The organism is Paracoccus sp. C2R09, from assembly GCF_018860625.1.
Lineage (GTDB): Bacteria > Pseudomonadota > Alphaproteobacteria > Rhodobacterales > Rhodobacteraceae > Paracoccus.
On record NZ_JAHKQB010000023.1, the window covers coordinates 1 to 21,957 of the forward strand.

A 21,957-nucleotide genomic window follows, 5' to 3' on the forward strand; every position below is an offset into this window, starting at 1 on the left:
TGCGCCCCTCCGAAACCCTCAACGCCATCATGGCCTGAACCACCCCAACCCCCCGGCGCAAACACGCGCCGGGGGATGCGGCGCCTAAACATTTGATGGATCCCGGAACCATCGACCCGTCCGGGTCGTAGGGTTGTCATTCGCCGCACTCGCGGCCACGCAAATGCGATGACGACGGGAGGATCACCAAAATGACACTGGAACAGATGATCGACGAGGCGATGTCGGCACATCACGGCTGCAAGCACTTCAGCCTCAGCTACGATCCGACCAAGGCGATGGGATGGTGCGCGGCGGTCAGCGTGCTCGACACCTTGGGCGAACCGCGCGAGGTCCGGGCCGAGGGCGAGAGCGCACAAGGAGCGCTCGGGACGCTCGGGCTGCTGCTGCGCAAGCCTGCGCCCGCATGACCCAGGAATGTCCGGGGGCGTCATCGCCCCCGGACGTCATTCTACATCAGCCAGTTCGGAAGCCACATCACGACGCCCGGGAACAGGATCATCAGAACCACCGTGCCCAGGACAGCCGCGATGAACGGCAGCGCCTCGACCGTATAGTCGCGATACGAACAGCGCAGGATCCCGCAGACCGTGAACATCGAGACGCCGACCGGGGGCGTCATGCCGCCGAAGGTCACCAGCGTCATCATGATCAGCCCGAAATGCACCGGATCGATGCCCGCCGCCGTGACGACCGGTACCAGGATCGGCGTCAGCAGCATGACCAGCACGGTCGCCTCGATCAGCATGCCCAGAACCAGCAGGAAGCCCGCCACGACGAACAGCAGCACCGTCGGATTGGTCAGTGCGGTCAGGGCGAATTCCGCGATGTCCTGCGGGACGCGTTCGAAGGTGATGACATAGCCGAACGTCCCCGAGAACAGGATGATGAGCATGATCATCCCGATATCGCTCAGCGTCTGCATGAAGGCTTCATAGACGCGGCGCAGGGTCAGCTCGCGATAGATGAACATCCCCACCACCAGCGTATAGGCGATGGCGAAGGCGCCGGCCTCGGACGGGGTGAAGAAACCGAAGCGGATGCCGACCAGCAGCCAGACGGGGAACAGCACCGCCCAGAAACCGTGGATGAAGTCGCGCCAGATCTCGGACAGGGTCGGTGCGCTTTCCTTTTCGGGAACATAGCCGCGCCTGCGGGCCACGATGGTCGTGGTCAGCATCAGCGCTATGGTCAGCAGCACGCCCGGCACGATGCCCGCGATGAAGAGGCGCCCGATCGACACCTCGCCCAGATAGCCATAGAGGATCAGCCCCAGGCTGGGCGGGATGGTCGCGGTGATCAGCCCACCGATGGCCAGCAGCGATCCCGCGAAGCCCGGCGAATATCCACGCGCCACCATCGGCACGCCCAGGATGCGGGCCTGCATCGCGGCATCGGCGACGGCCGATCCCGACACGCCCCCCATCAGCGCGCTGAGCAGGATCGAGGATTGCGCAAGCCCGCCCCGCATCCAGCCGGCCAGGGTCGTGGACAGGCGGATCAGACGCTCGGTGATGCCCGAGCCGTTCATCAGGTTGCCCAGCAGGATGAACAGCGGCACCGCCAGCAGCGGAAAGGACTGGCTGACGGCCACGATCCGCTGGACGGATGTGGAATCCGGCAGGAAGGTCGAGGGCAGCAGGAAATAGGACGTGCCTGCGATACCGATGGCGAAGGCCACGGGCATCCCGATGGCGATCAGCCCCAGGGCCAATACGAGGATGAGGGTCGAGATCACAGGATTTCCTCCTTCGCGAGGTCCTCGGGGGGGACGTCCAGATGCGCCAGCTGATCGAACAGACCGACCAGCCCCTCGGCCATCAGGCGGCGAACCAGCGACAGGATCAGCAGCACCGCCCCGACCGGCAGGGCCAGCGTCACCAATCCGTAGGACAGGCCCGATGCGCCCAGTTCGCGCTGCCAGTTGTCGATGGCCAGGAACCATCCCTGCCAGGCGACGAAGGCCAGGAACGGCAGGATCAGCGCAAGGATCAGCCCCGAGAGCAGACGGCGCAGCGTCGGGGGCAGCGCGTCGAAGATGGCGCCCACGCGGATATGCTGCCCTTCGCGCGCGGCGATGTCGGCGCCCAGCATGCATGACCAGATCAATGCCAGCTGCGCGTATTGCGGCGCGGCGGCGACGGGCCAGCCAAGGCTGCGCCCGACCCCTGCAATCAGCACCGCCAGCACCACGCCCACAAGGGCCAGCAGTGCTGCGGTCCGTTCGACAAGGTCGAATATTCTCCAGAAACTCACGTGATCCCCCGTTCGCATCGGTGCCCCGCCCCCGAACCTGTCGGGGGCGGGCTGATCGGCTTATTGCGCCAGATAGGGCTGCAGCGCCTCGCGCGCCTCGACCAGCCCGAGCGTCTCATAGACGCCCGCGGTCGCCTCGCGGAACGGGGTGATGTCCAGCTCGTTGAAGGCGACGCCGGCGGCCTCCATCTCGGACTGGACCTCGGCCAGCTTGGCGACGGTGCCTTCGGTCGCACGGTCGCCCGCGGCCTTCAGTTCCTCGTCCAGGATGGTCCGCAGGTCCTCGGGCAGCGATTTGTACCAGTCCTCGGACGTGACGAGGCCGGTGAACAGCTGGATGTGGTTCGTGAAGGCCACATTGGTCGAGACCTCGTGCAGCTTGATGCCGAAGGCGCCGGTCAGCTGTGCCTCGGCACCGTCGATGGCACCCAGCTGCAGCGCGGAATAGACCTCGGACCAGGCCATGGGTGCGGGCGTCGCGCCCATCGCCTCGACCGTCGCGATCCAGCCCGGCGCATCGATGGTGCGCACGCGCACGCCCGACAGATCGTCCGGGCCCTCTATCAGCTTCTTGGTGAACATCTGGCGCGTGCCCTGGAACCAGTTGTAGTTCATCAGCCGCATCCCCGAGCTTTCGGCAAGGTCGTCGGCCCAGCCCTGGAAGACGGGCGAATCCGTGATCGCGGCATAGCCGGTATAGTCCTCGACCAGATAGGGTGCGGCAAGGATGCCCAGTTCCTTCTGGAAGGGCGTCAGGCGACCCGCATCGACCAGTGCCGCGATGGGGGCACCACCGCGGATCTGTTCCAGCACGTCGTTATCCTCGCCCAACTGCGAGCTGGGATAGATGGTGATCCCGATGCGGCCTTCGCTGCGTTCCTCGATGGCAGCCTTGGCTTCCTCCATCGCGATGACCATCGGGTCGGTCGATGGCTGCGAGGTGGACAGCGCAAGCTTGAAATCCTGCGCCATCGCGGGTGACACGGCCAGCGCCAGAACGGCAGCTGCGGTCGCCTTGAAAAGATGGGTCATTGGGGTCTCCTCCTCGTTGAACTCTCTCGGTGTTTCCTGTCGCATCGCGGGCATCAGCCGCGCGGGCCTTCCATCCTCCAGAAGCCTGCGCGATGCCCTTCGGTGACGAAGATCGCCACGTGATAGAGAAGCCGCGTCAGCGCGGCGTCCCATGTCGTGCGACCCTCGCCGTCCAGCTGGTTGATCCAGCGGGGTTCCTGCCCCGGCGCGAAATAGGCGCCGAAGATCAGCTGCCCCATCCGCAGCGCCGCTTCGCGATCCCCCAGAAGGGCATAGAGCTTGCCGGCCTCGGTCAGGGGCCACAGCAGATGCGTCGCTTCGGTCACCTGTCCTGCCGCATCGACCGCGTCGAAGGGCGCAAGGTCCAGTTCGCCGCCCCGCCGCAGGCCATGGGCCTCGGCAAAGGATTTCATGCGGTGTGCAAGCGCGCGGGGCGCGTCGTCGCCCGACAGATCCGCATGACAGTGAAGAAGCCATGCCCATTCGTATTGATGCCCGGGTTCGCGCCGTTGCCCGGTCGCATCCTGCAGGGGTTCCAGATCGCGACCGACGAATTCGCGCACGGCACCGGTTTCGGGGTCGATGAAATGGCGGCTGCCGATCCCCACGAAATGGGCCGCACGTTCCAGCCATATCCGGTCGTTCGTCGCGGAATAGGCCTCGAGCAGCGCTTCGAGCATGTGCATCTGCGGGTTCTGGGCGCGAAGCTGCGCACTGTCGGGACCGCGGTCATCCTCCCACAGGGCGCCGGTCTCGGGGTCGATCAGGGTCTCGATGAACCCCCAGATCCGGTCCAGGTCGTCTGCGTCGGCACTGTCCGATCCCGCGCGGATCAGGGCCGCGACCGACAGCAGGGCAAAGCTCTGATCATAGCTGCGGCGAAGGCGGCTGGCCGGATCGTCCAGCGCGGTTCCGTCCGGCGCGACCGCGAAGCGATGCCCCCAATCGCCGTCCCGCAGATGCTGCACGACAAAGCCCTGGATGCGTTCGGCCGCCATCAGCAGTTCGGGAATATGCGCCACGCGCGCCAGATGCGCCAGGGCGAAGACCGTCCGGCATTGCGCCAGCGTCGTGCGCGGGCCGTCATCGCCCAATGCCTCGATCACCGGAGCGGGGCCGGTGCCCGGTGGCAATGCAGCCTTCAGCCACGCGGGAATGCGACGACTTGCAAAACCCTCGCAGGCTGCGACGATGTCCTGACCTTCGATCATTTTCCACCTCCAAGTGGATGCGACAGGGCCGTCACGATGCCGCGCAATTCGGCCAGCCCCTTCAGTCGACCGATGGCCGGATAGCCCGGCTGAGAGTTCCGCTTCAGATCGTCGAGAATGTCCTGCCCGTGGTCGGGACGGAACGGGATCGAGGCATCGGCGCGCCCGGCCTCGCGGCGGCGTGCCTCTTCGGCCAGGATCGCATGGATCAGCGCCACCATGTCCGTCCCGCCGCCCAGATGCTCGGCCTCGTGGAAGGAACAGGGCAGACCCTCGTCCTCTCGTGTGACGTTGCGCAGATGCAGGAAATGCACGCGGTCGCCCAGGCGGCGCATCATCCCCGGCAGGTCGTTGTCCGCGCGCGCCCCAAGCGATCCCGAACACAGCGTGACCCCGTTCGACGGCAGATCGACCGCATCCAGGATCGCGCGGTAATCGGCCTCGGTCGACATGATCCGGGGCAGGCCCAGCAGCGGAAAGGGCGGGTCGTCGGGATGACAGCACAGCCGCATCCCCAGGCGTTCGGCCTCGGGGGCGATCTCGGACAGGAAATCGATCAGGTTCGCGCGCAGGCGCTCGGTCGGAATGTCGGCATATTGCGCAAGATGGTCGCGCACGTCCGCCAGGCTGAAATTCTCGGCCGCGCCCGGCAGGCCGAAGACCACGTTGCCGGTCAGCTGATCCCGGCGGGCATCGTCCATTGCGGCAAAGCGTTCCTCGGCGGCAGCCGAAACCGCCGCGGGGAAGGACTGCGCTGCGCCGGGGCGTTTCAGGATATGGATGTCGAAGGCCGCAAAATCGATCAGGTCGAAACGCATGGCCGTCCCGCCATGGGCGACGCGCCACGCCAGATCGGTGCGGGTCCAGTCGAGGACCGGCATGAAGTTGTAGCAGATCGTCGAGATCCCCGCTTCCGCAAGGTTCCGAAGGCTCTGGGCATAGTTCTGCAGATGCGCGCGCCAATCCCCGGTCTGGCGCTTGATATCCTCGGATACCGGCAGGCTTTCGACCACGTCCCATGCCAGACCCGAAGGCGTGCCGTCGGGGCGGGTCGCGATCTGCCGCTGGCGCTGTGCGATCTCGGCCGGGGTCCAGACCATGCCCGTGGGCAGGTGATGCAGTGCGGATACCACCCCTTCGACGCCCGCCTGAAGCATATCCTCGATCCCGACCCCGTCACGGGGGCCGAACCAGCGCCATGTCTGCTGCATGATTCCTCCCTCTTCCCTGCCCGATCTCTAGATCAGCGCAATCCTGATTACAAGTATGGTAGTATATCTCAGCTTGTCGAGGCACGGCCCGACAGGGTATGAGTGGGGCATGGATACAGTCGCCACCATCGAAGCCACGGCCCCCATCGGCACGCAGCTGATCGCCGATCTGCGCAACCGCATCGTCAGCGGGGGCCTGCAGCCCGGCACGCGCCTGTCCGAGCAGGAGATCGCGGCCGCATACGGCCTGTCGCGCCAACCCGTCCGCGAGACGTTCATCAAGCTTGCGGGCGAGCGGCTGGTCGAAATCCGGCCTCAGCGCGGGACGTTCGTCTGCAAGATCAACATGTATGACGTGACGCAGGGCCAGTTCGTCCGCGAGGCGGTCGAGGCCGACATCGCCCGCATCGCCGCGCGGACCGCCGATGCCGCGACCATCGGCATGCTGCGCGATCTGGTGACCGAACAGCGCAATGCGCGCGATGGCGACGGGTCGTCCTTCTTCGCGCTGGACGAACGGTTCCATCAGGCCCTTGCGGGGGCTGCCGGACGGGCAGGCGTCTGGGCGCATATCCAGCCGATCAAGATGCAGATGGACCGCGTGCGCCACCTGACGGCAGGCGAATTCCCGGTCGATCACCTGGTCGATCAGCACGCCGCCATCGTCGAGGCGATCGCCGCAGGCGATGCGCAGGCCGCCGAGGATTCGGTCCGCACCCATCTGCGCGGCGTCCTGGACGACCTGAAGAAGGTCGCCCGGATGATGCCCCACTGCTTCGAGATGGTCGCACGTTAGGGCGCGGTTCCGCGCCCCTAAACGAATTGCCTTTTATTACAGGAACGATAAGGCCATCCGCGCTGTTGGGTCGCAGCAGCCAGAGGAGACGCCCGATGGATGGTGCCGCACCCATCGCCTGTTCCGCCACGACCCTTCACGCCATCGACCACATCGCCATCGCGGTGCCCGTCCGCAACGAGGCCGCAAGGCTTCCCAAACTGCTCTCGGCGCTTGGGGTTGCCGCAGCGATGGCGCCCCTGCCGGTCAGGGTTCTGATGCTGGTCAACAACACGACCGATGCCAGTGCGGCGATCGCACGGGCATTCGACCACCCCGCGTTGGAGGTGCAGGTCGCGACGGTCGATTTCGCCCCCGAGGACGCAAGCGCGGGCCGCGCCCGTGGCCTTGCCATGCGGATGGCGGCAATGTCGCGCGGATTGCTGATGACCACGGATGCCGACACGGTTCCCGATCCGATGTGGATCGCCTCGGCGTTGAATACCGGGAATGCGGGCGCGGATCTTGTCTGCGGGCGGATCGCCGCGCGCGTGCCTCGTGTCATCGCCACGCCCTCGGGTGCCAGGATCACCAATGCCGAACGCTCCTATTCCCTGCTGCTCCATGAGATCCGCCACCGGATGGACCAGGTCGCGGGGCGGCAGGCGATCGGTTCGGCGCGGCCTCATTACATGGAATCCGGCGCCTGCATGGCGATCCGCGCCGACGCCTTCATCTCGGTCGGGGGTCTGCCCGACCTGCATCACAGCGAGGATCGCGCCATGGTCCACCGGGCCGAGATGGGCGGTCTTGTCGTCCGCTACTGCGACGCGATGAAGGCACGTGTTTCGGGACGGCTGCGCGGACGGGCGATCGGCGGAATGGCCGAATGCCTGCGCCAGCGAATGAGCGATGCCGACCCCCTGGCAGATCAGGCGATGCTGCCGCCCGAGCTTCTGGCGAAGCTGTGGCGCGACGCGATGGCGGGTCGCGGCGTTATGTTCCCCGATCGCAGCCGCCCGCACGGACCGCAGATGCGGGCATCCGACCTCGAGGCTGCGCTGCCTGTCCTGACGCATCTGTTCGACGAAACCATCCGCCCGCAATTCGACGATTGGCAGTCCCGCAACAGGGTGGTGGCGGCATGAGGTCTGCGGAACTGGCCGGGGACCTTCTGCAGTCGCTGCCCGACGATACCCATGACGGTCCTTCCGGGCCCGCACTGGCGGCCGCCCTGCACGACAGCGGGCTGCTGGCCGATTGCATGTCGCTGGCGCATCACCCCGAAAATCCGCTGGACCTGCTGGACGCGCTGGTGCGGGTGGGCCATGCCAGCCTGCCCGCCGGGCGCATCTTCGAGGGTCACGTGAACGCGGTGAAGCTGTTGCAACTGCATGGCGGCCCGACCGATGCCGCCGCAAGGGGCGAGCTGCATGGCATCTGGGGGGCCGACGGTCCCGACCCCGTGCGGATCGAGGACGGGATGCTGCGCGGTCAGAAGCTGTTCGCCAGCGGTGCCGATGTGCTCGATCAGATCATCGTCACCGCCCGGTCCGACGAGGGACTGCACCTGCTGCTTCTGCCGCGCACGGCGCTGGCCGGACGGTTGTTCCCCGAGGAATGGCACATGTCGGGCATGAAATCGACTGCCTCGGGGCGCTGCGATCTGAACGGTGTGCCGCTTTCGGACGCGACCATGCTGGGCGATCCCGACTGCTATCTGGCCGAGCCGCATTTCCATGGCGGGGTCTGGCGCTATGCCGCCGTCCAGCTGGGCGCGATGCGTCGCCTGACCGCCATCACGACCGCGCAGCTGCGCCGCCGGGGGCAGATCGATGCGCCCCTGCAGGCGATGCGGCTGCACCGCATGATCACCGCCTGCGAGACGGCGCGCCTCTGGCTGGCGCAGGCGGCCTGCACCATCGAGCGCCCGCAGGCCAGTGCCGCGGATGCCCAGGCCTCGATCCTTGCGCGGCTGCGCACGGCCGAGGAAGCGGCCCAGCTGATGACCCTGGTGGATCAGGCCCTGGGTGCGGCATCCTTCGCCACCGGCCATCCTGCGGACCGCATCAGGCGGGACCTGGGGCTTTACCTGCGCCAGGCCAACCCGGACGGGCTGACGCTTGCATCGACGGCCCGTATCGCGGGCGATCCCGAACTGGAGGCAAGGTGGATCGGATGAGCGGTTTTCTGGATCACATCGCCGTCGCCCCGACCATCACCGTGGCCGAACTGGTGCAGGACCGCCCGCTGGTGGTCCTTGCCCCGCATCCCGATGACGAGACGCTCGGCTGCGGGGCGATCCTGTTCGATGCCGCGCGCATGGGAACCGCCTGCAGCATCATCTGCGTCACCGACGGGTCGGCCTCGCATCCCGGGTCGCGCGAATATCCCCCCGACCGGATTGCCCGCCTGCGCGAGGCGGAACTGCGCGCGGCCTGCGCCATTCTTGCGCCCGATGCCGATGTGACCTGGCTGGGATACCCGGACTGCCATGCGCCGCGCGATGCGGCGGCCGCCGAACGGATCGCGGCAATGATGCCCCCCCGCGCCATGCTTCTGGCCAGCTGGGGCGGCGATCCGCATATCGACCACGAAAGCTGCGCGGCGCTTGCCCGGCTGATCGCGGATCTTCGGCCCGACATCTTGCTGCGCTTTTATCCGATATGGGGTCGCTTCACCGATGCCACCGCCCCGGCGGTCCATCTGCGCACGACCCCCGAGGCAGCCGCCGCCAAGGCCCGTGCCTTGGCCTGCCATCGCAGTCAGATGACGAAGATGATCGACGACGACCCCGACGGCTTCGTGATGAGCGAGGCGCACCAGCAGCATTTCCTGTCATACCCCGAGGTGATCCTTGCCCTGTGAAGAGGTTCTTGCGCATCTGACCGGTCTCTATGCTGCCAGCGACGATCCTTGGCAGCACCGAACCAGCGCCTATGAGGCGGCCAAATATGCCGCGACCCTGGACATCATCGGCCCCGGCCCCTTCGATCAGGCGTTGGAGATCGGTTGCGGAAACGGCACCCTGGCGGCCCTTCTGGCCCCGCGATGCGGTCATCTGACATTGATGGAATGCATTCCGGCGGCCATGGCCTCGGCCCGCATGGCGCTGGCCCCGCAATCCAACGTGACCTTCATCGAAGGTCAGGCACCTGCCGCCCTTCCCCCGCTGCGCCCGGACCTGGTTCTGCTATCCGAGGTTCTCTATTTCCTGACGCCCGAGGAAATCGGCGATCTGGGCGAATGGCTGCGGCGGCACGCAAGCGGCCGCATCATCGCTGTCAACTGGACCGGACCCACGGACGAACAGCTGGACGGCAATGCGGCGATCGACCTTCTTGCCGGCATCCTGGGTCAGCCCGCGACGCATCGACATGACGGATTTCGGATCGACATCTTCGACATGACGGGTTGAAAAGCGGGGGCGGCGGATCATCGCCCCCGGGCATCCTGCCCCAGGTGCCCCAGGGCGCCCAGGGCAGGGAAAGGTTCAAGCGGCCTCCAACTTGCGTTCCTTGCTGAACAGCACGAAGTAGAGCGTCGGCGCGGCGATCAGGGTCAGGATCGTCGCGAAGGCAAGCCCCCCCATGATCGTCACCGACATCGACGCGAAGAACGGATCCCACAGCAGGGGCACCATTCCCAGGATCGTCGTCGCCGCCGCCAGCACGACAGGCCGCAAGCGCGAGGTCGAGGCCTCGATGATGGCTTCGCGGAAGGGAACGCCCTCGCCACGGACCAGATCGATCTCTTCGACCAGGACGATGCCGTTCTTCAGAAGCATTCCCGACAGGGACAGCAGCCCCAGAAGCGCCGTGAACGAGAAGGGAAGCCCTGTCATCAGCAACCCGATGACCACGCCGTTCACCGCCATCGGCACCAGCAGCCAGACGATCAGCGGCTGACGCAACCGGCGGAACAGCAGGATCGAGATCAGGACCATGATCAGGATCGTCACGGGCAGCTGCCCGCCCAGGCTTTCCTGCGCTTCGGTGCTGTTCTCGTGTTCGCCGCCCCATTCCAGCGCATAGCCCCTGGGCATCGGCACCGCCTCGATCGCGCCGCGGATGGATGCGAAGACCGCCGAAGCGTTGGTGCCGCTTGGAAGCCCGGCCTCGACCGTGATGGTCGGCACCCGGTTCCTGCGCTGGATCAGCGTGTTGCGCGGTTCCCATTCCAGGTCGTCGATCAGCTGCTCCATCCGCAGGTAATCGCCCGCCGCGCTGGAATAGATCAGCTGCTCGGTCAGGTCCGGCGTCTCGTCGAAGTCGCGGGTCCGCAGCCGGATGGGGATCTTGCGGTCATCCTCCTGATAGGTCGCGACGGCCATGCCCTCGGTCGCCATCAGGCTGGCATCCGAGATATCTGCCCGGGTGATCCCCGCCGTCTGCGCCCGCTGCGTGGCATAGTTCGGGATCAGCACGGGTTCGTATTCCCGCCAGTCGGTGCGGATATCCATCAAGGGCGCATCCTGCGCCTTCATGGCATCCACCACCTGCCGGGCCAGGTCGCGCAGCACCTTCGGATCGCGCCCCGAGATGCGGGCCTCGATCGGGGCCCCGCCACCGGGACCGAAGGCCAGGCGTTCGGTCCGGAATTCGCCCGCAAGCAGCGCCTCGCGACCGAAGCGGTTCAGGTCGTCCAGCAGCATGGGGATCGCGTCCAGCGTGTCGGTCCGGACGATCAGGTGGCCATAGGTCGGCAGCGATTCCTCGGGGGTATAGGTCAGCATGAAGCGCGTGGCCCCGCCCCCGATGAAGCTGGCGACAGAGGTCACCTCGTCGCGTTCCAGCAGCCAATCCTCGGCCTTCTGCAGGTCGCGCGACACCTCGTGGATGTCGCTGCCCTGCGGCAGCTTGTAATGGGCATAGAAGATCGGCGTGCTGCTGTCGGGGAAGAACTGCTGGGGAACCGAGGCGAAGCCCCGGAAGCAGAGCACGGTGACGACCACCAGCCCCGCCAAAAACAGCCAGCGGACATTCAGCGCCAGACCCAGCACCCGACGATAGGCGTTGAAGATCGGGCCCGAGTAGCCGTCATCGTCGCCCGTGCCGCGCTTGAAGACGTAATGCGCCAGAAGCGGCGTGACCGTCAGCGCAAGCACCCAGGACAGCAGTAGGGAGATGCCCACCACCGCGAACAACGAGAACATGAATTCGCCCGTGGCATCCGGCGACAATCCGATCCCCGCGAATGCCATGATGCCGATGACGGTCGCCCCCAGCAGCGGCAGCTGGATGCGGCTTGCACCCTCGTCCGCGGCCTCGCGCGATGTCTGGCCGCCCTGCATCTTGATCTGCATGGCCTCGGCCACCACGATCGAGTTGTCGACCAGCATCCCCATCGCGATGATCAGCGCCCCGAGCGAGATGCGCTCCATCTCGATCCCGCCGAGCGACATGAAGAAGAAGGTGCCCACGACGTTCAGGAACAGCGTTGCCCCCACGACCACCGCCGAACGCCACCCCATGAACACGGCCAGCACCGCCGCCACCAGGCCCACCGACATGGCGAGGTTCTTCAGGAACCCGTTCGAGGATTCGTCCACGACCACATGCTGCTGATAGATCGGGTTGAATTCGACCCCATAGGGCAGATCGGCGCGCAGCATCTCCAGCTTGGCATCGACCCGGTTGCCGATATCGACGATGTTCTCGGACGCGATCCCCGCCACGCCAAGGGTGAAGGCCTCTTGTCCGTTGAAGCGGATGATCTGGCTGGGCGTATCCACGCGTCCGCGTTCCACGGCGGCGATATCCGTCAGCTGGACCGTGCTGTCGCCCAGGTTGATCGTCAGCTCGCGCAGCGCATCGACACTGTCGGCGCCGCGCGGGACGTCCAGCTGGAACCGCTTGCCGTCATCGCCAAGTGAACCGGCGGACGAGATCTGCGCGGCCGCCGCGATCTGCTGGGTCAGCGCATCCGGCGGCACGTTCAGGTTCGACGCGATGGCCATGTCGGGCATGACATAGACCGCCTCTTCGGGCAGGCCCGCGATGGACACGTCCGACACGCCCTCGACGGTCAGGATCTCTCGGCGGAGATAGCTGGAGATGTCGTGGATCTCGGCATCCGAGAAGCCGGGCGTGGTGACCGCGAAATAGATCCCGAAGACATCGCCGAAATCGTCGTTCACGATGGGCTGCCCCGCCCCGTCGGGCAGCTGCGCCGAGGCATCGGCGACACGGTTGCGCAATTCGTCCCAAACCTGCGGCAGTTCGGATCCGTCCACCGTCGGCAGGATCTCGACGTCGATCCGCGACACCCCGGGCTTGTTCGACGATGTGACGGTGTCCAGAACGCCCATCTGCTGGATCGCGGATTCCAGCGGTTCGGTCACCTCGCGCGAGACCTGCGCCGCAGATGCGCCGGGATAGCTGGTCAGCACGACCGCGGTCTTGATGGTGAAGGCCGGGTCCTCCAGCCGTCCCACGGTCAGATAGCCCCAGAGCCCCCCGCCCAGACAGCCGATGATGACCAGCCATGTGATCAGCGATGCCTCGATCGCCTTGCGTGCAAGATTCACGGCTGCCCCCCGTCATTCGACAGGCCCGAGAAGCGGCGGACGCGGTCGCCATCCGAGAGCATGGACGCCCCCGATGCGACGATGGTCGTCCCTGCATCCGGCCCTTCCGTCATGCGGAAATCGGTGCCCGTCGCAGGCTCGATGGCCACGTCCCGTGCAGTCACGGTGCCGGTATCGGCATCCCCTTCGTCGGGGGTGAAGACCATGACCTGCGCCGTCCCGTCGGGCGCAAAGCTCAGTGCGCTTGCCGGCAGGATCAGCACGCCCTTGTCGTCGGCGCGGCGGATCTCGGTCAGGACCGTGGCCGAGGAACCGGGCAGCAGGTAATCCGGGGCCTCGGTCGTCAGCGCGAAGGAGACGCGATAGCTCTGACCGACCTCGCTCGCCTCGGCGGCCAGCTCGCGGAATTCCAGCGGATAGAGCGGGCCGTCATGCGCAAGCTGCGCGCTGGCGGTGAATTCGGGTTGCCCGCCGAACTGGCGGAACAGGATCTCGGGCGCCTTGATCTCGATCTGGATCTCGCTCATGTCATGGGCCCGGACGATGGGTTCGCCCGCGGCGACCGTGGCAAAGCGATCCGCCAGCCGCTGCGAGATCAGCGCATCGAAGGGCGCATGCAGCGTCGCGTCGTCCAGGTTGTCCAGCGCATCGTCATAGCCCACCTGCGCCACGTCGCGCGCGGTCTCGGCATTCTCGATATCGGCCTGGGGCACGATGCGGGGGCCCAGTTCGCTGACCCGGTCCAGCTGGCGTTCGGCCTGGTTCAGCTGGGCGCGGGCTTCGCGCACGGCCCGCTCGAATGGCGCGGTGTCCAGCTTGCCCAGAATGTCGCCCTGCTGGACGAACTCGCCCTCACGGACGGGCAGATCCTCGATCTGGCCCCCTGCGCGAAAGGACAGATCGACGGTATTGCGCGCCGTGATGCGGCCGAAGAAGCGGCGGTTCACCACGTCGGCCGACCGTTCCAGCACCATCAGCTTGGCGGGGCGCAGGTTCTCGTCGGATTGGTCACCCTGCGCGGCGGCGCGGGTGGCGGAAATGGCCGTCAGAAGGCACAGGGCGATGGCGGTCAGGGATCTCATGGAAAACCTTGGTTTCTTGGCAGGCATGCAGCCCAGGGTGGAGAGGTGTCGTTCAGCCATGGGCCGAAGGGTCGCTTTCATCTTCATGGTTCACTGGCGGGCGGTCGGTCATTGCCCCGTGGCGGTCAGGACCGTGCCGCCCAGGTTGCCGGCCACATCGTCGATCCGGGCGCCCAGATCGTCGCGCCCCGCATCGCTGATCAGGGCAGCCGGCAGCGCACCCGCGGCGCCGACCGTCGAACCGACGGTGCGCAGCGTTCCGACCGCGGTGGCCTGCAGCGTTTCGCCGATGCCGGGGCTGCCCTCCGACAGCGTCTGCCCTTCGGCCAGCCGTCGCCCGATGATCTGCACCGCGGCGGGACTATTGGCAAAGCGGCTGTGGTTCAGGGGATCGTTCGATTTCAGCTTGCTCAGATCGATGACCGTCACGCCCCGATCCTCGATCGCGGCAAGGATCCCCGGCTTCTGCAGGTCCAGCTGCCCCAACCGCGTGACACCGCCCGCAAGCCTGCGCGACGCCAGAAGCGCCCGGTCGTCGACCGATGTGAAGATCGTGATCCGCGTGCGTTCGGTATCGATGTCGCGCAGCTGCTGCATGAACACGTCGATGTCGATATCGGGCGAGGCCAGCACCACGTTGGCGATCTTGGGCGACAGCCCGCCATTTCGCAGCGCCGACTGGTGCAGCGCCTCCATCGTCAGCCAGGCACCCATGGAATGGGCCATGATCGTGATGCTGCCGACCTCGGGGGCGGTGGCGGCGACGTCGATGGAACGCTCCAGCGCCCCCCGAGAGAAATTCGCGCTTTCGCGATCATAAAGGTAATCGAAGACGGACCCCCGCGACGGCCAGGTGAACAGGACGGGCGCGGCCTCGATCCCTGCATCATGGACCAGCTGCGCGAAGCGATAGACGGCTTCCTCGTGACGGGTGTTGAAGCCGTGGACGAAGACCAGCAGATCGTCCCCGCCATCGGGCTGCGCATGCCGGAACCAGCCCCCGGCCTGATCCTCGGTCAGCAGCTGCCTTCCGACGACCACGAATTCGCGCGACGGATCCGCGGCCCCCTGCGTCGGATAGATCAGCTGCCCGGGCTCACGGCTGCCCGGGGGCGGCACCGACACGAGGACGTTGTCGAAGGACACCCCCTGCCCCCGCGCGTCCGAAAACCCGACGCCGGGCCGCGTGCTGGGGGCGCGGGTCGTGACGGTCAGCATGTCCACGATGGTGGCACCCGGCACGGTGCGGCCGGTGGGCGCCAGCGTCCCGCTCGGGCGGTCGGCGCAGGCGGCAGCCGTCATGACCGCGCCGAACGCGATCGCCCGTGCCAGACCGCGCCGACACGAAAGGTTGCGAATACCCGACATTTCCAAGCCGGGACGGGCGCGGTAGGGAACGGATCGAAACCGATACCGCGATATGAGCCGAGCCATCGCCATGGAGCCTCTTGTTTTGATCCGGTCCTACGGACAGCTTATGAACTTGTCATTTACGGAACCCGCGCGTTCCGTAAATGCCTTACAAGCGTTCGCGCAGAAGGGAAAGCCGGAATGAGACTGCAGCCAAGGGTCTGCCGCACGCGCGGGCGCCCCCCATCGGCCGAGGCCACCGAACGCATCGTCGAGGCTGCGACCTGCCTGTTCCTGTCCAAGGGTTATGCCGCCACCTCGATGCAGGACGTGGCACGGCAGTTCGGCGGGTCCAAGCAGACGATCTATGCGCGCTTTCCCGACAAGAAGGCCCTGGCCGAGGCGGTTGTCGCGACATTCACCGAACGCAAGCTGCATGTCCCGCGCCAGTTGGGCCCCGGACGCGGTCCCGCGCACGAGACGCTGAACACGCTGGCGCTGGCCACCCTCGAATCCGCGCTCGATCGCGAAGCCATCATGTTGCTGCGCCTGGTGATCTCCGAGAACGAGCAGGTCCCCGAACTGGCCGATATCGTCCAGCGCAGGCTGAAACTGGCCGGGCTGGAGATGATCACCGACGTGATGCGACGGCTGGTCGCCGAAGGTCAGCTGGAGGGTCCGCCCGACACGCTTGCGCAGCAGTTCTGCGATCTGGTGATGATGCAGCATGTCTGGGATGCGCTGATCGCGTCATCCCCCGCCGCCGTGACGCCCGACGTGATCGCCAGGGTGCAGGGCTCTGTCGCGTTCTTCCTCAGGGCCGCCGAACCGCGCAGGCGCTGAGGCGTCGGGATCGGCAGATCCGTTGCGCCTCGCGCCCCCGGTCGCTAGCCTGAGGCGAACAGGCCAGGAGCAGCGCGATGACCGGATCCATCAGAGCCATGGCGGGCGTTATCGCCCTGGGCGCCGCCACCATGATCGGGCAGGCCCAGATGGCGGGCGCCCAACCCAAGGACGGGCCGCCCCCCGGTGGCGATCATCCGACCGATCCGAGGCTGGGCGATACCAGCATCCTGATGGGGCGCACGCCCATCCCGGCCTCGGTCGAGGGCTGCGGGACGGATCCGGGGCATGCGCGGCTCTTGTGCCTGATCGACCTTCTCAAGGCCGATGCCTCGGACGAGCTGCTGGAGCTGATGCAGCTCGACTACTCGGTCGCGACCGCCAAGATCTGGAGCAACCTGCCCGCGGGCGCGGTCCCCGACCGTCCCGGGGCCTATCTGGGTGAATTCGACACCGAACAGCGCGGCATCATCAAGGCCATCCTGATGGAGGCCGCCAGCCTGACCGACAACGAAGGCTATGACGAGATGGAGCAGTCGCTAAACGCCGACGACTATATCGGCACGGTCAGCACCGACTACAAGGCGGGTTACGCCTCCTACAACAGCAAGTTCGCGCTCTTGGGGACGCCGGCGGAAACAGGGACGTGGCAGCTCTATTACGGGGGGCATCACCTGGCCTTCGCCAATACCTATACCGACGGGGTTCTGGCGGGCGCCACGCCGTCGTTCCGCGGGATCGAACCATTCCCGCGCTTCGAGATGAACGGCCGCGAGAACATGCCCATGATGCAGGAACGCGCGGCCTTCGCGGCACTGCTGCGGTCGCTGAGCGACGAGCAGGCCCGCGCCGCGCGGCTCGAGGGGACCTATCGCGACATCCTGGCCGGTCCGCAACAGGACGACGCGATCCCCGCCGAGCAGGAGGGGCTGAGCGTCGCCGAACTGTCCGACGATCAGCAGGCGCTGCTTCTGGCGGCGGTCGGGACCTATGTGGGCGACATCAACGACGCGGATGCCGCCACCTACATGGAGAAATACACTGCCGAACTGCCCCAAACGGTGCTGGGCTTCACGGGCACGACCGAGGTGAACAGCGAAGACGATTACGTGCGCATCCACGGCCCGTCGCTGTGGCTGGAATTTTCCCTGCAATCGAACAAGTCCACGGGCCAGATCGGCAACCACCCCCATTCCGTCTGGCGCGATCAGGACGACGATTACGGCGGCAATACCGAATGAGGATTGCGGCCCTTGCGCTGGCGCTGTTCCTGTCGGGGAACGGCGCATATGCCCATGCCCTGCCGGGCAGCGTGCTGATTATCGAAAGCGTCGGGACGCAGATCGGGCTGGACCTGTGCATCCCGCTGGAGGATCTGATCATCGCGGCGCCCGACCTGATCGCGCTGGAAGACCTGGGACCGACCGAGATCCCGCCGGCGCTGACCGCGCCGCTTGGCCGGTATCTGGATGCCCATCTGGCGATCGAGACTGAGGGGCACGATATTCCGCTGCGCCTGACGGGCGCACGGCTGGAACGCGCCCGGAACGATCATGTTGGGAACTTCGCCCTGCTGATTGCGGAGTTCGCGGGCACGCTGCCCGATCCGGATGTGACGCTCAGCCTGACCTACGATGCCGTCATGCACGAGGTTCGCAGCCATCGCGCGGCGGTCTTCGAGACGAATGACGATGGCCCGCCGATGGCCGAATTCGGGTTCCGACAGGACCGGGGCAAGCCCGTCCCGGTCAAGATCGACCTTCGCTGATCCTCAGGAAACGCTGGCCTGGCGGGCCTTCCACTGCCCCAGCAGCCACCGCAGGCTCAGCGCGACTGCGGTCGCGGCAAGAACGACCCCGAAGAAATTGCTCAGCACTTCGGAAACCTGCGCCAGCCGGTCCGCGAAGACATAGCCCAGGCCCCCATAGGCCAGGGTCCAGATCACGGCACCGGGGATCGCCAACGCGCTGAAGCGGTTGCGCGCCATGCCCCCCGCCCCGCACAGATAGCTGACATAGGGACAGGTCGGGCTGAGGATCGTGTGGCTGAGAAGCACCGCGACGCCGCCCCGCTGCTGCAGCAGATCCTCGCTTCGCGACAGCAGGCGATCCATCCGATCGCGGCGACGAAGACGGCCCAGAAGGCGCGGCCCTGCCCGACGCGCGATCGCGAAGGCCAGCTGATCGCCAAGAATGAAGGCCGCCGCGGTCACGGCCAGCACCTGCCACAGCGACAGATCGCCCGCCGCCGCGAAGCTTCCCGCCGCCAGCACCAGCATCGAGGCCGGAAGCGGCACCGCAAGGCAGGCCAGCACCGTCACCGCGAACACGACATAAAGCCCGTAATCGGGAACCAGCCCGAGGACGTAATCGGTCATGGGCGCCCCCCGTGATACATGTCCGCAGCGTCGCGCACGCGTTCGGTCAGCTCCTCCATCGTGACGCCCATCTCCCGCGCGATGGTGCCCAGCTTCAGGCGACCGGGGCCCGTGGGCGGCAGCTCCAGCACGTCGGCCACGACCTCTCGTGGAAGGTCGTAGGACATCACGACAAAGCGGGGCGTCATCCAGGGTTTCAGCGCCTGATCGTGCAGCGGAACGTTGTCATGACGCGCCAGATCCAGCGCGAAACCCGTGGCGAACCAGATCAGCGCGGCGCTGGCGCAGCCCAGGATCAGCAGCGCGGCCCAATTGGCACGGGCGAAACCTATCAATTGCCGGGAATTCATCGCGCATCCTTTCAGGGCCGTCCTGCCTGGCACAAGGCATTAGGAAAGGCCGGGCCGAAGGTAAAGTCACTGCGCCTGCATGTGACCACGCGACAGCCCCCTTCAGCCGACCGGCGGGACCGTTTCGGGCATCAGAAGCGATGCGGCGCGAATGACCTTGCGGTCGTCATATCGCCGGCCCACCAGCGATACCCCGACCGGCAGGCCCTGTGGCGTCTTGTGGAAGGGCACCACGACCACGGGCACCTGCATCAGGGTCCACATCGAATTGAAGATCGGATCGCCCGCATGGGTGCCCTCGGGTGCCGCGCCGGGGGCCGAGGGCGTCAGGATCAGGTCAAGCGCTGACGCGAACATCCCGTCCAGCAGCGCACGGCACAGATCGGCCTGCGCATAGGCGGCCCGCGCCTCGGACGGGCCGGGGCGGTCGCCATCCACCATCTTGGCGAAGAAGGCGTCGATGCCCGGGGTATTGCGGACCTCGTTCAGGAAGGCCGACGCCCCTTCGCGGGCCAGGATCGTTCGATGCGCATCGAGGATGCCGTCGAACCCGGCGGGCAACACCAGGTCTGACAGGATGGCGCCCGCATCCCGCAAGGCCGCGGCGGCAGCGTCCATCGCGGCCCGCGTATCGCTGTCGGCCGCATGGGGCGTCGTGCCATAGGTGATCCCGATCCGCAGCCCCTGCAGGGTGGTCGGCAGCGCGCATTCGTCGAAGCGGAACAGGTCGGCCAGCATCTCGAAATCGGCCGCCGCGCGCGCATAGAGTCCGACCGTGTCGCAGGTCGCGGAATACATTTTCGACCCCTCGCGAGAGATCGCGTTCCAGGTGGGCTTCATCCCGAAGACGCCGCAAAAGGATGCGGGCCGGATCGTCGATCCGCCCGTCTGGGTGCCGATCGCCAGTGTCGCAAGGCCAGCCGCCACCGCCGCCGCCGAACCCGAGGACGACCCCCCCGGCGTGCGGTTCGGATCATGCGGGTTGCGCGTTCCCGGGCCGACGGTGGTCGAGGCGAATTCGGTCGTGGTGGCCTTGCCCGCGATCAGCGCACCCGCGCCCCGCAGCGTATCGACGCAGGCCGCGTCGATGCCCGGGCGGCTGCCACCGTATCGCGGCGAATTATGCCCCGTCGGCATGTCACGGGTCAGCAGCACATCCTTGATGGCGACAGGCACCCCGCGCAGCGGCCCTTCGGGCAGGTCCTCGGCCTGCCGCATCAGCGCATCCGCATCGAAATGGGCATAGGCGCCCACCGCAGGCTCGATCCGGGCGACACGCTCGATCAGCGCCCGGGCGACAGCCGCGGGCGGCAGCCCCGCCGCCACGGCCTGCCGGATATCGCGGGCCGTCCCTGCGGCGGCATCAAATCTCTTGTCCATCAGGTATCACCAATCCTTGGGCGGTTTCAGGTCGTCTGAAGCGTCGGCAGCCTTGCCGCCTCGACGGTGGTGGCCAGATCGGCCAGCATGTCCTCGGACCCGGGCGGGCCGATCAGCTGCAACGACAGCGGGCCCGCATCGCTCCACGCCACCGGGACCGAGATCGCGGGCAGGCCCATCAGCGAGGCCGGTCGCGAGAACCGCGTCACCGCCGATATCATGCGCGAGAGCGACGCCCCTTCCAGCGCGGAAAGTTCGGCCACCTGCGGGGGAATGTCGGGCATCATCGGAAGCGCGATGACATCGACCGACGCGAAGACACGGGCGATGCGTTCCTGCGCGATGCGGCGCAGCTGACAGGCCCGCAGATAGGCCTGAGCCGAGATCGCGGCCGCCTGGGCCAGGCGGTTGCGAACCTGCGTGCCATAAAGGTCGCAATCCTTGCGCAGCTGATCGGCATGGACCGTGCCCGCCTCGGCCATGGCGATGACATTCGCGGGCTCGTCCAGATGGGCCAGCCACGCGAGGTCCACATCGCGATCGGCATGACCGTCCGTGGCCATCCGGTGGCGGACCAGGCGCAGCGCCTCGGTCATCGCGGGCGATATCCCCCCCAGCAGCGCGCCCGCGTCGAAGCCGATACGCAGGTGCCCGGGGTCGCGCGGCTGGGCCCGTGTGGCGCCCTCGGTCAGCACCGATAGGACGCGGCGTGCGCAATCGACGCTGGCCGCCAGCGGGCCGACGCAATCCTGCGTCCAGCTGAGTGGCATGACATGCGCCAGGGGCACCAGCCCATGCGTCGGCTTGAAACCCACGACGCCGTTGCAGGCGGCGGGTATCCGGATCGATCCGCCCGTATCGGACCCAAGCGCGGCGGGCACGATCCCCATGGCCACCGCGACCCCCGACCCCGATGACGACCCCCCGATGATCGCACCCGGAACGCAGGGGTTCGGCGGGCAGGGATGATGGTGATTGCTGCCCGTCGGCCCCATCGCGAATTCGGACATCTGGAGCCGTCCCAGATCGACAGCGCCTGCCCGGTCCAGTCGTTCCAGGACCGGGGCCGTGTGACGCGCCACATAGGCCAGTGAAGGATGCGCCCCCCGCCCCATGCGGGCGCCGGCACGTTCGAACATGTCCTTGTGCGCAAGCGGGATGCCCGCCAGTGGCCCGGCACCGGGCCCCATCGCGTCCGCCGCCGCGGCCTGCCCGCGCGCACGGTCGAATTCCGTCGTCGAGAAGGGCGAGGCCGCACCCGCCGCCACAGCGGCGGCGATGGCGTCCTCGACCAGCCCGACCGCGCTGGTTCGGCCCGCCGCGCGGTCGCGGATCATCTGGGCGATCGTCATTCCGCGCAGGCCCCGGAAGGATCGCGCGCGGCAAGCCCTGTCGCCGTTTCCTGGGCCGACCACAGCGGGTTGTAGATCACCCCGAACTCGATCCGGGTGCGCTGATCCTCGAACATGGCGGTTTCCTCGGCGGTGGGCGGACGCCCGAGATAGCTGGCGAGGGCTTCTTGCGTGGTCATGATGCGGGTCCTCCTGTGCGGAAATTGAAT

The 21,957-nt window shown here is 67.0% G+C and carries 22 protein-coding genes; 9 read left to right on the plus strand and 13 right to left on the minus strand.

Going from position 1 to position 21,957, the window contains the following annotated elements; all coding sequences use genetic code 11:
* Positions 1-191: 191 nt before the first annotated feature.
* Positions 192-410, plus strand: a complete 219-nt coding sequence (locus tag KO490_RS08100; RefSeq protein WP_216018910.1) for a hypothetical protein — start codon at positions 192-194, stop codon at positions 408-410.
* Positions 411-451: 41 nt separating this feature from the next.
* On the opposite strand, the gene KO490_RS08105 is transcribed toward KO490_RS08100, so the two are convergent.
* The 5 genes from KO490_RS08105 to uxuA are packed head-to-tail and all read right to left on the minus strand — an operon-like array spanning position 452 to position 5,710.
* A complete protein-coding gene (locus tag KO490_RS08105; protein ID WP_303462267.1) occupies positions 452-1,738 on the minus strand; it encodes a TRAP transporter large permease in 1,287 nt (428 codons plus the stop codon).
* Positions 1,735-2,256, minus strand: coding sequence for a TRAP transporter small permease (locus tag KO490_RS08110; protein ID WP_216018911.1), 522 nt, complete (start codon positions 2,254-2,256; stop codon positions 1,735-1,737). The genes KO490_RS08105 and KO490_RS08110 overlap by 4 nt, the downstream gene beginning before the upstream one ends.
* A 60-nt stretch (positions 2,257-2,316) precedes the next feature.
* Complete coding sequence (locus KO490_RS08115; RefSeq protein WP_216018912.1) at positions 2,317-3,288, minus strand: C4-dicarboxylate TRAP transporter substrate-binding protein; 972 nt, start codon at positions 3,286-3,288, stop codon at positions 2,317-2,319.
* 53 nt (positions 3,289-3,341) lie between these two features.
* A complete protein-coding gene (locus KO490_RS08120) occupies positions 3,342-4,499 on the minus strand; it encodes an AGE family epimerase/isomerase (protein WP_216018913.1) in 1,158 nt (385 codons plus the stop codon).
* The gene (gene uxuA, locus KO490_RS08125; protein WP_216018914.1) at positions 4,496-5,710 is read right to left on the minus strand and encodes a mannonate dehydratase; all 1,215 of its coding nucleotides are present in this window, start codon (positions 5,708-5,710) and stop codon (positions 4,496-4,498) included. The genes KO490_RS08120 and uxuA overlap by 4 nt, the downstream gene beginning before the upstream one ends.
* Before the next feature lie 109 nt (positions 5,711-5,819).
* Here uxuA and KO490_RS08130 point away from each other — a divergent pair, with 109 nt between their 5' ends.
* The 5 genes from KO490_RS08130 to KO490_RS08150 all read left to right on the plus strand — a co-directional run bounded on the left by KO490_RS08130 (position 5,820) and on the right by KO490_RS08150 (position 9,903).
* Positions 5,820-6,506 (plus strand): GntR family transcriptional regulator, encoded by a 687-nt coding sequence (locus KO490_RS08130; protein WP_216018915.1) that lies wholly within the window; start codon positions 5,820-5,822, stop codon positions 6,504-6,506.
* Positions 6,507-6,601: 95 nt separating this feature from the next.
* Entirely contained in the window at positions 6,602-7,633 is a 1,032-nt protein-coding gene (locus KO490_RS08135) for a glycosyltransferase family 2 protein (protein WP_216018916.1), read from the plus strand.
* Positions 7,630-8,667, plus strand: a complete 1,038-nt coding sequence (locus KO490_RS08140; RefSeq protein WP_216018917.1) for an acyl-CoA dehydrogenase family protein — start codon at positions 7,630-7,632, stop codon at positions 8,665-8,667. Before KO490_RS08135 ends, KO490_RS08140 begins: the two co-directional genes overlap by 4 nt.
* Entirely contained in the window at positions 8,664-9,353 is a 690-nt protein-coding gene (locus tag KO490_RS08145) for a PIG-L deacetylase family protein (protein ID WP_216018918.1), read from the plus strand. The genes KO490_RS08140 and KO490_RS08145 overlap by 4 nt, the downstream gene beginning before the upstream one ends.
* Positions 9,343-9,903 (plus strand): SAM-dependent methyltransferase, encoded by a 561-nt coding sequence (locus KO490_RS08150; RefSeq protein ID WP_216018919.1) that lies wholly within the window; start codon positions 9,343-9,345, stop codon positions 9,901-9,903. The genes KO490_RS08145 and KO490_RS08150 overlap by 11 nt, the downstream gene beginning before the upstream one ends.
* 75 nt (positions 9,904-9,978) lie before the next feature.
* Here KO490_RS08150 and KO490_RS08155 read toward each other — a convergent pair whose 3' ends face one another.
* From KO490_RS08155 to KO490_RS08165, 3 genes are all read right to left on the minus strand, one after another.
* The gene (locus KO490_RS08155; RefSeq protein ID WP_216018920.1) at positions 9,979-13,014 is read right to left on the minus strand and encodes an efflux RND transporter permease subunit; all 3,036 of its coding nucleotides are present in this window, start codon (positions 13,012-13,014) and stop codon (positions 9,979-9,981) included.
* Entirely contained in the window at positions 13,011-14,096 is a 1,086-nt protein-coding gene (locus tag KO490_RS08160) for an efflux RND transporter periplasmic adaptor subunit (RefSeq protein WP_216018921.1), read from the minus strand. Before KO490_RS08160 ends, KO490_RS08155 begins: the two co-directional genes overlap by 4 nt.
* A 108-nt stretch (positions 14,097-14,204) precedes the next feature.
* Positions 14,205-15,398 carry an alpha/beta hydrolase gene (locus KO490_RS08165; protein WP_216018922.1) on the minus strand — a complete coding sequence of 398 codons (1,194 nt, stop codon included), beginning with the start codon at positions 15,396-15,398 and terminating at the stop codon, positions 14,205-14,207.
* 249 nt (positions 15,399-15,647) lie between these two features.
* On the opposite strand from KO490_RS08165, the gene KO490_RS08170 reads away from it, so the two are divergent.
* The 3 genes from KO490_RS08170 (at position 15,648) to KO490_RS08180 (ending at position 18,057) form a co-directional block, all read left to right on the plus strand.
* Complete coding sequence (locus KO490_RS08170; protein WP_216018923.1) at positions 15,648-16,289, plus strand: TetR/AcrR family transcriptional regulator; 642 nt, start codon at positions 15,648-15,650, stop codon at positions 16,287-16,289.
* A 77-nt stretch (positions 16,290-16,366) separates the two neighbouring features.
* A complete protein-coding gene (locus KO490_RS08175; protein ID WP_252727079.1) occupies positions 16,367-17,530 on the plus strand; it encodes a DUF3500 domain-containing protein in 1,164 nt (387 codons plus the stop codon).
* Positions 17,527-18,057: a hypothetical protein gene (locus tag KO490_RS08180; protein WP_216018924.1), complete on the plus strand. Its 531-nt coding sequence runs from the start codon at positions 17,527-17,529 to the stop codon at positions 18,055-18,057. Before KO490_RS08175 ends, KO490_RS08180 begins: the two co-directional genes overlap by 4 nt.
* A 3-nt stretch (positions 18,058-18,060) precedes the next feature.
* Here KO490_RS08180 and KO490_RS08185 read toward each other — a convergent pair whose 3' ends face one another.
* From KO490_RS08185 to KO490_RS08205, 5 genes are all read right to left on the minus strand, one after another.
* On the minus strand, positions 18,061-18,666 hold the full coding sequence (locus tag KO490_RS08185; protein WP_216018925.1) for a DedA family protein: 606 nt from the start codon (positions 18,664-18,666) through the stop codon (positions 18,061-18,063).
* A complete protein-coding gene (locus KO490_RS08190; protein WP_216018926.1) occupies positions 18,663-19,016 on the minus strand; it encodes a hypothetical protein in 354 nt (117 codons plus the stop codon). Before KO490_RS08190 ends, KO490_RS08185 begins: the two co-directional genes overlap by 4 nt.
* A 102-nt stretch (positions 19,017-19,118) precedes the next feature.
* On the minus strand, positions 19,119-20,396 hold the full coding sequence (locus KO490_RS08195) for an amidase (RefSeq protein WP_216018927.1): 1,278 nt from the start codon (positions 20,394-20,396) through the stop codon (positions 19,119-19,121).
* Positions 20,397-20,422: 26 nt separating this feature from the next.
* The gene (locus KO490_RS08200; protein WP_216018928.1) at positions 20,423-21,748 is read right to left on the minus strand and encodes an amidase; all 1,326 of its coding nucleotides are present in this window, start codon (positions 21,746-21,748) and stop codon (positions 20,423-20,425) included.
* Positions 21,745-21,927, minus strand: a complete 183-nt coding sequence (locus KO490_RS08205) for a hypothetical protein (RefSeq protein ID WP_216018929.1) — start codon at positions 21,925-21,927, stop codon at positions 21,745-21,747. The genes KO490_RS08200 and KO490_RS08205 overlap by 4 nt, the downstream gene beginning before the upstream one ends.
* Positions 21,928-21,957: the final 30 nt, after the last annotated feature.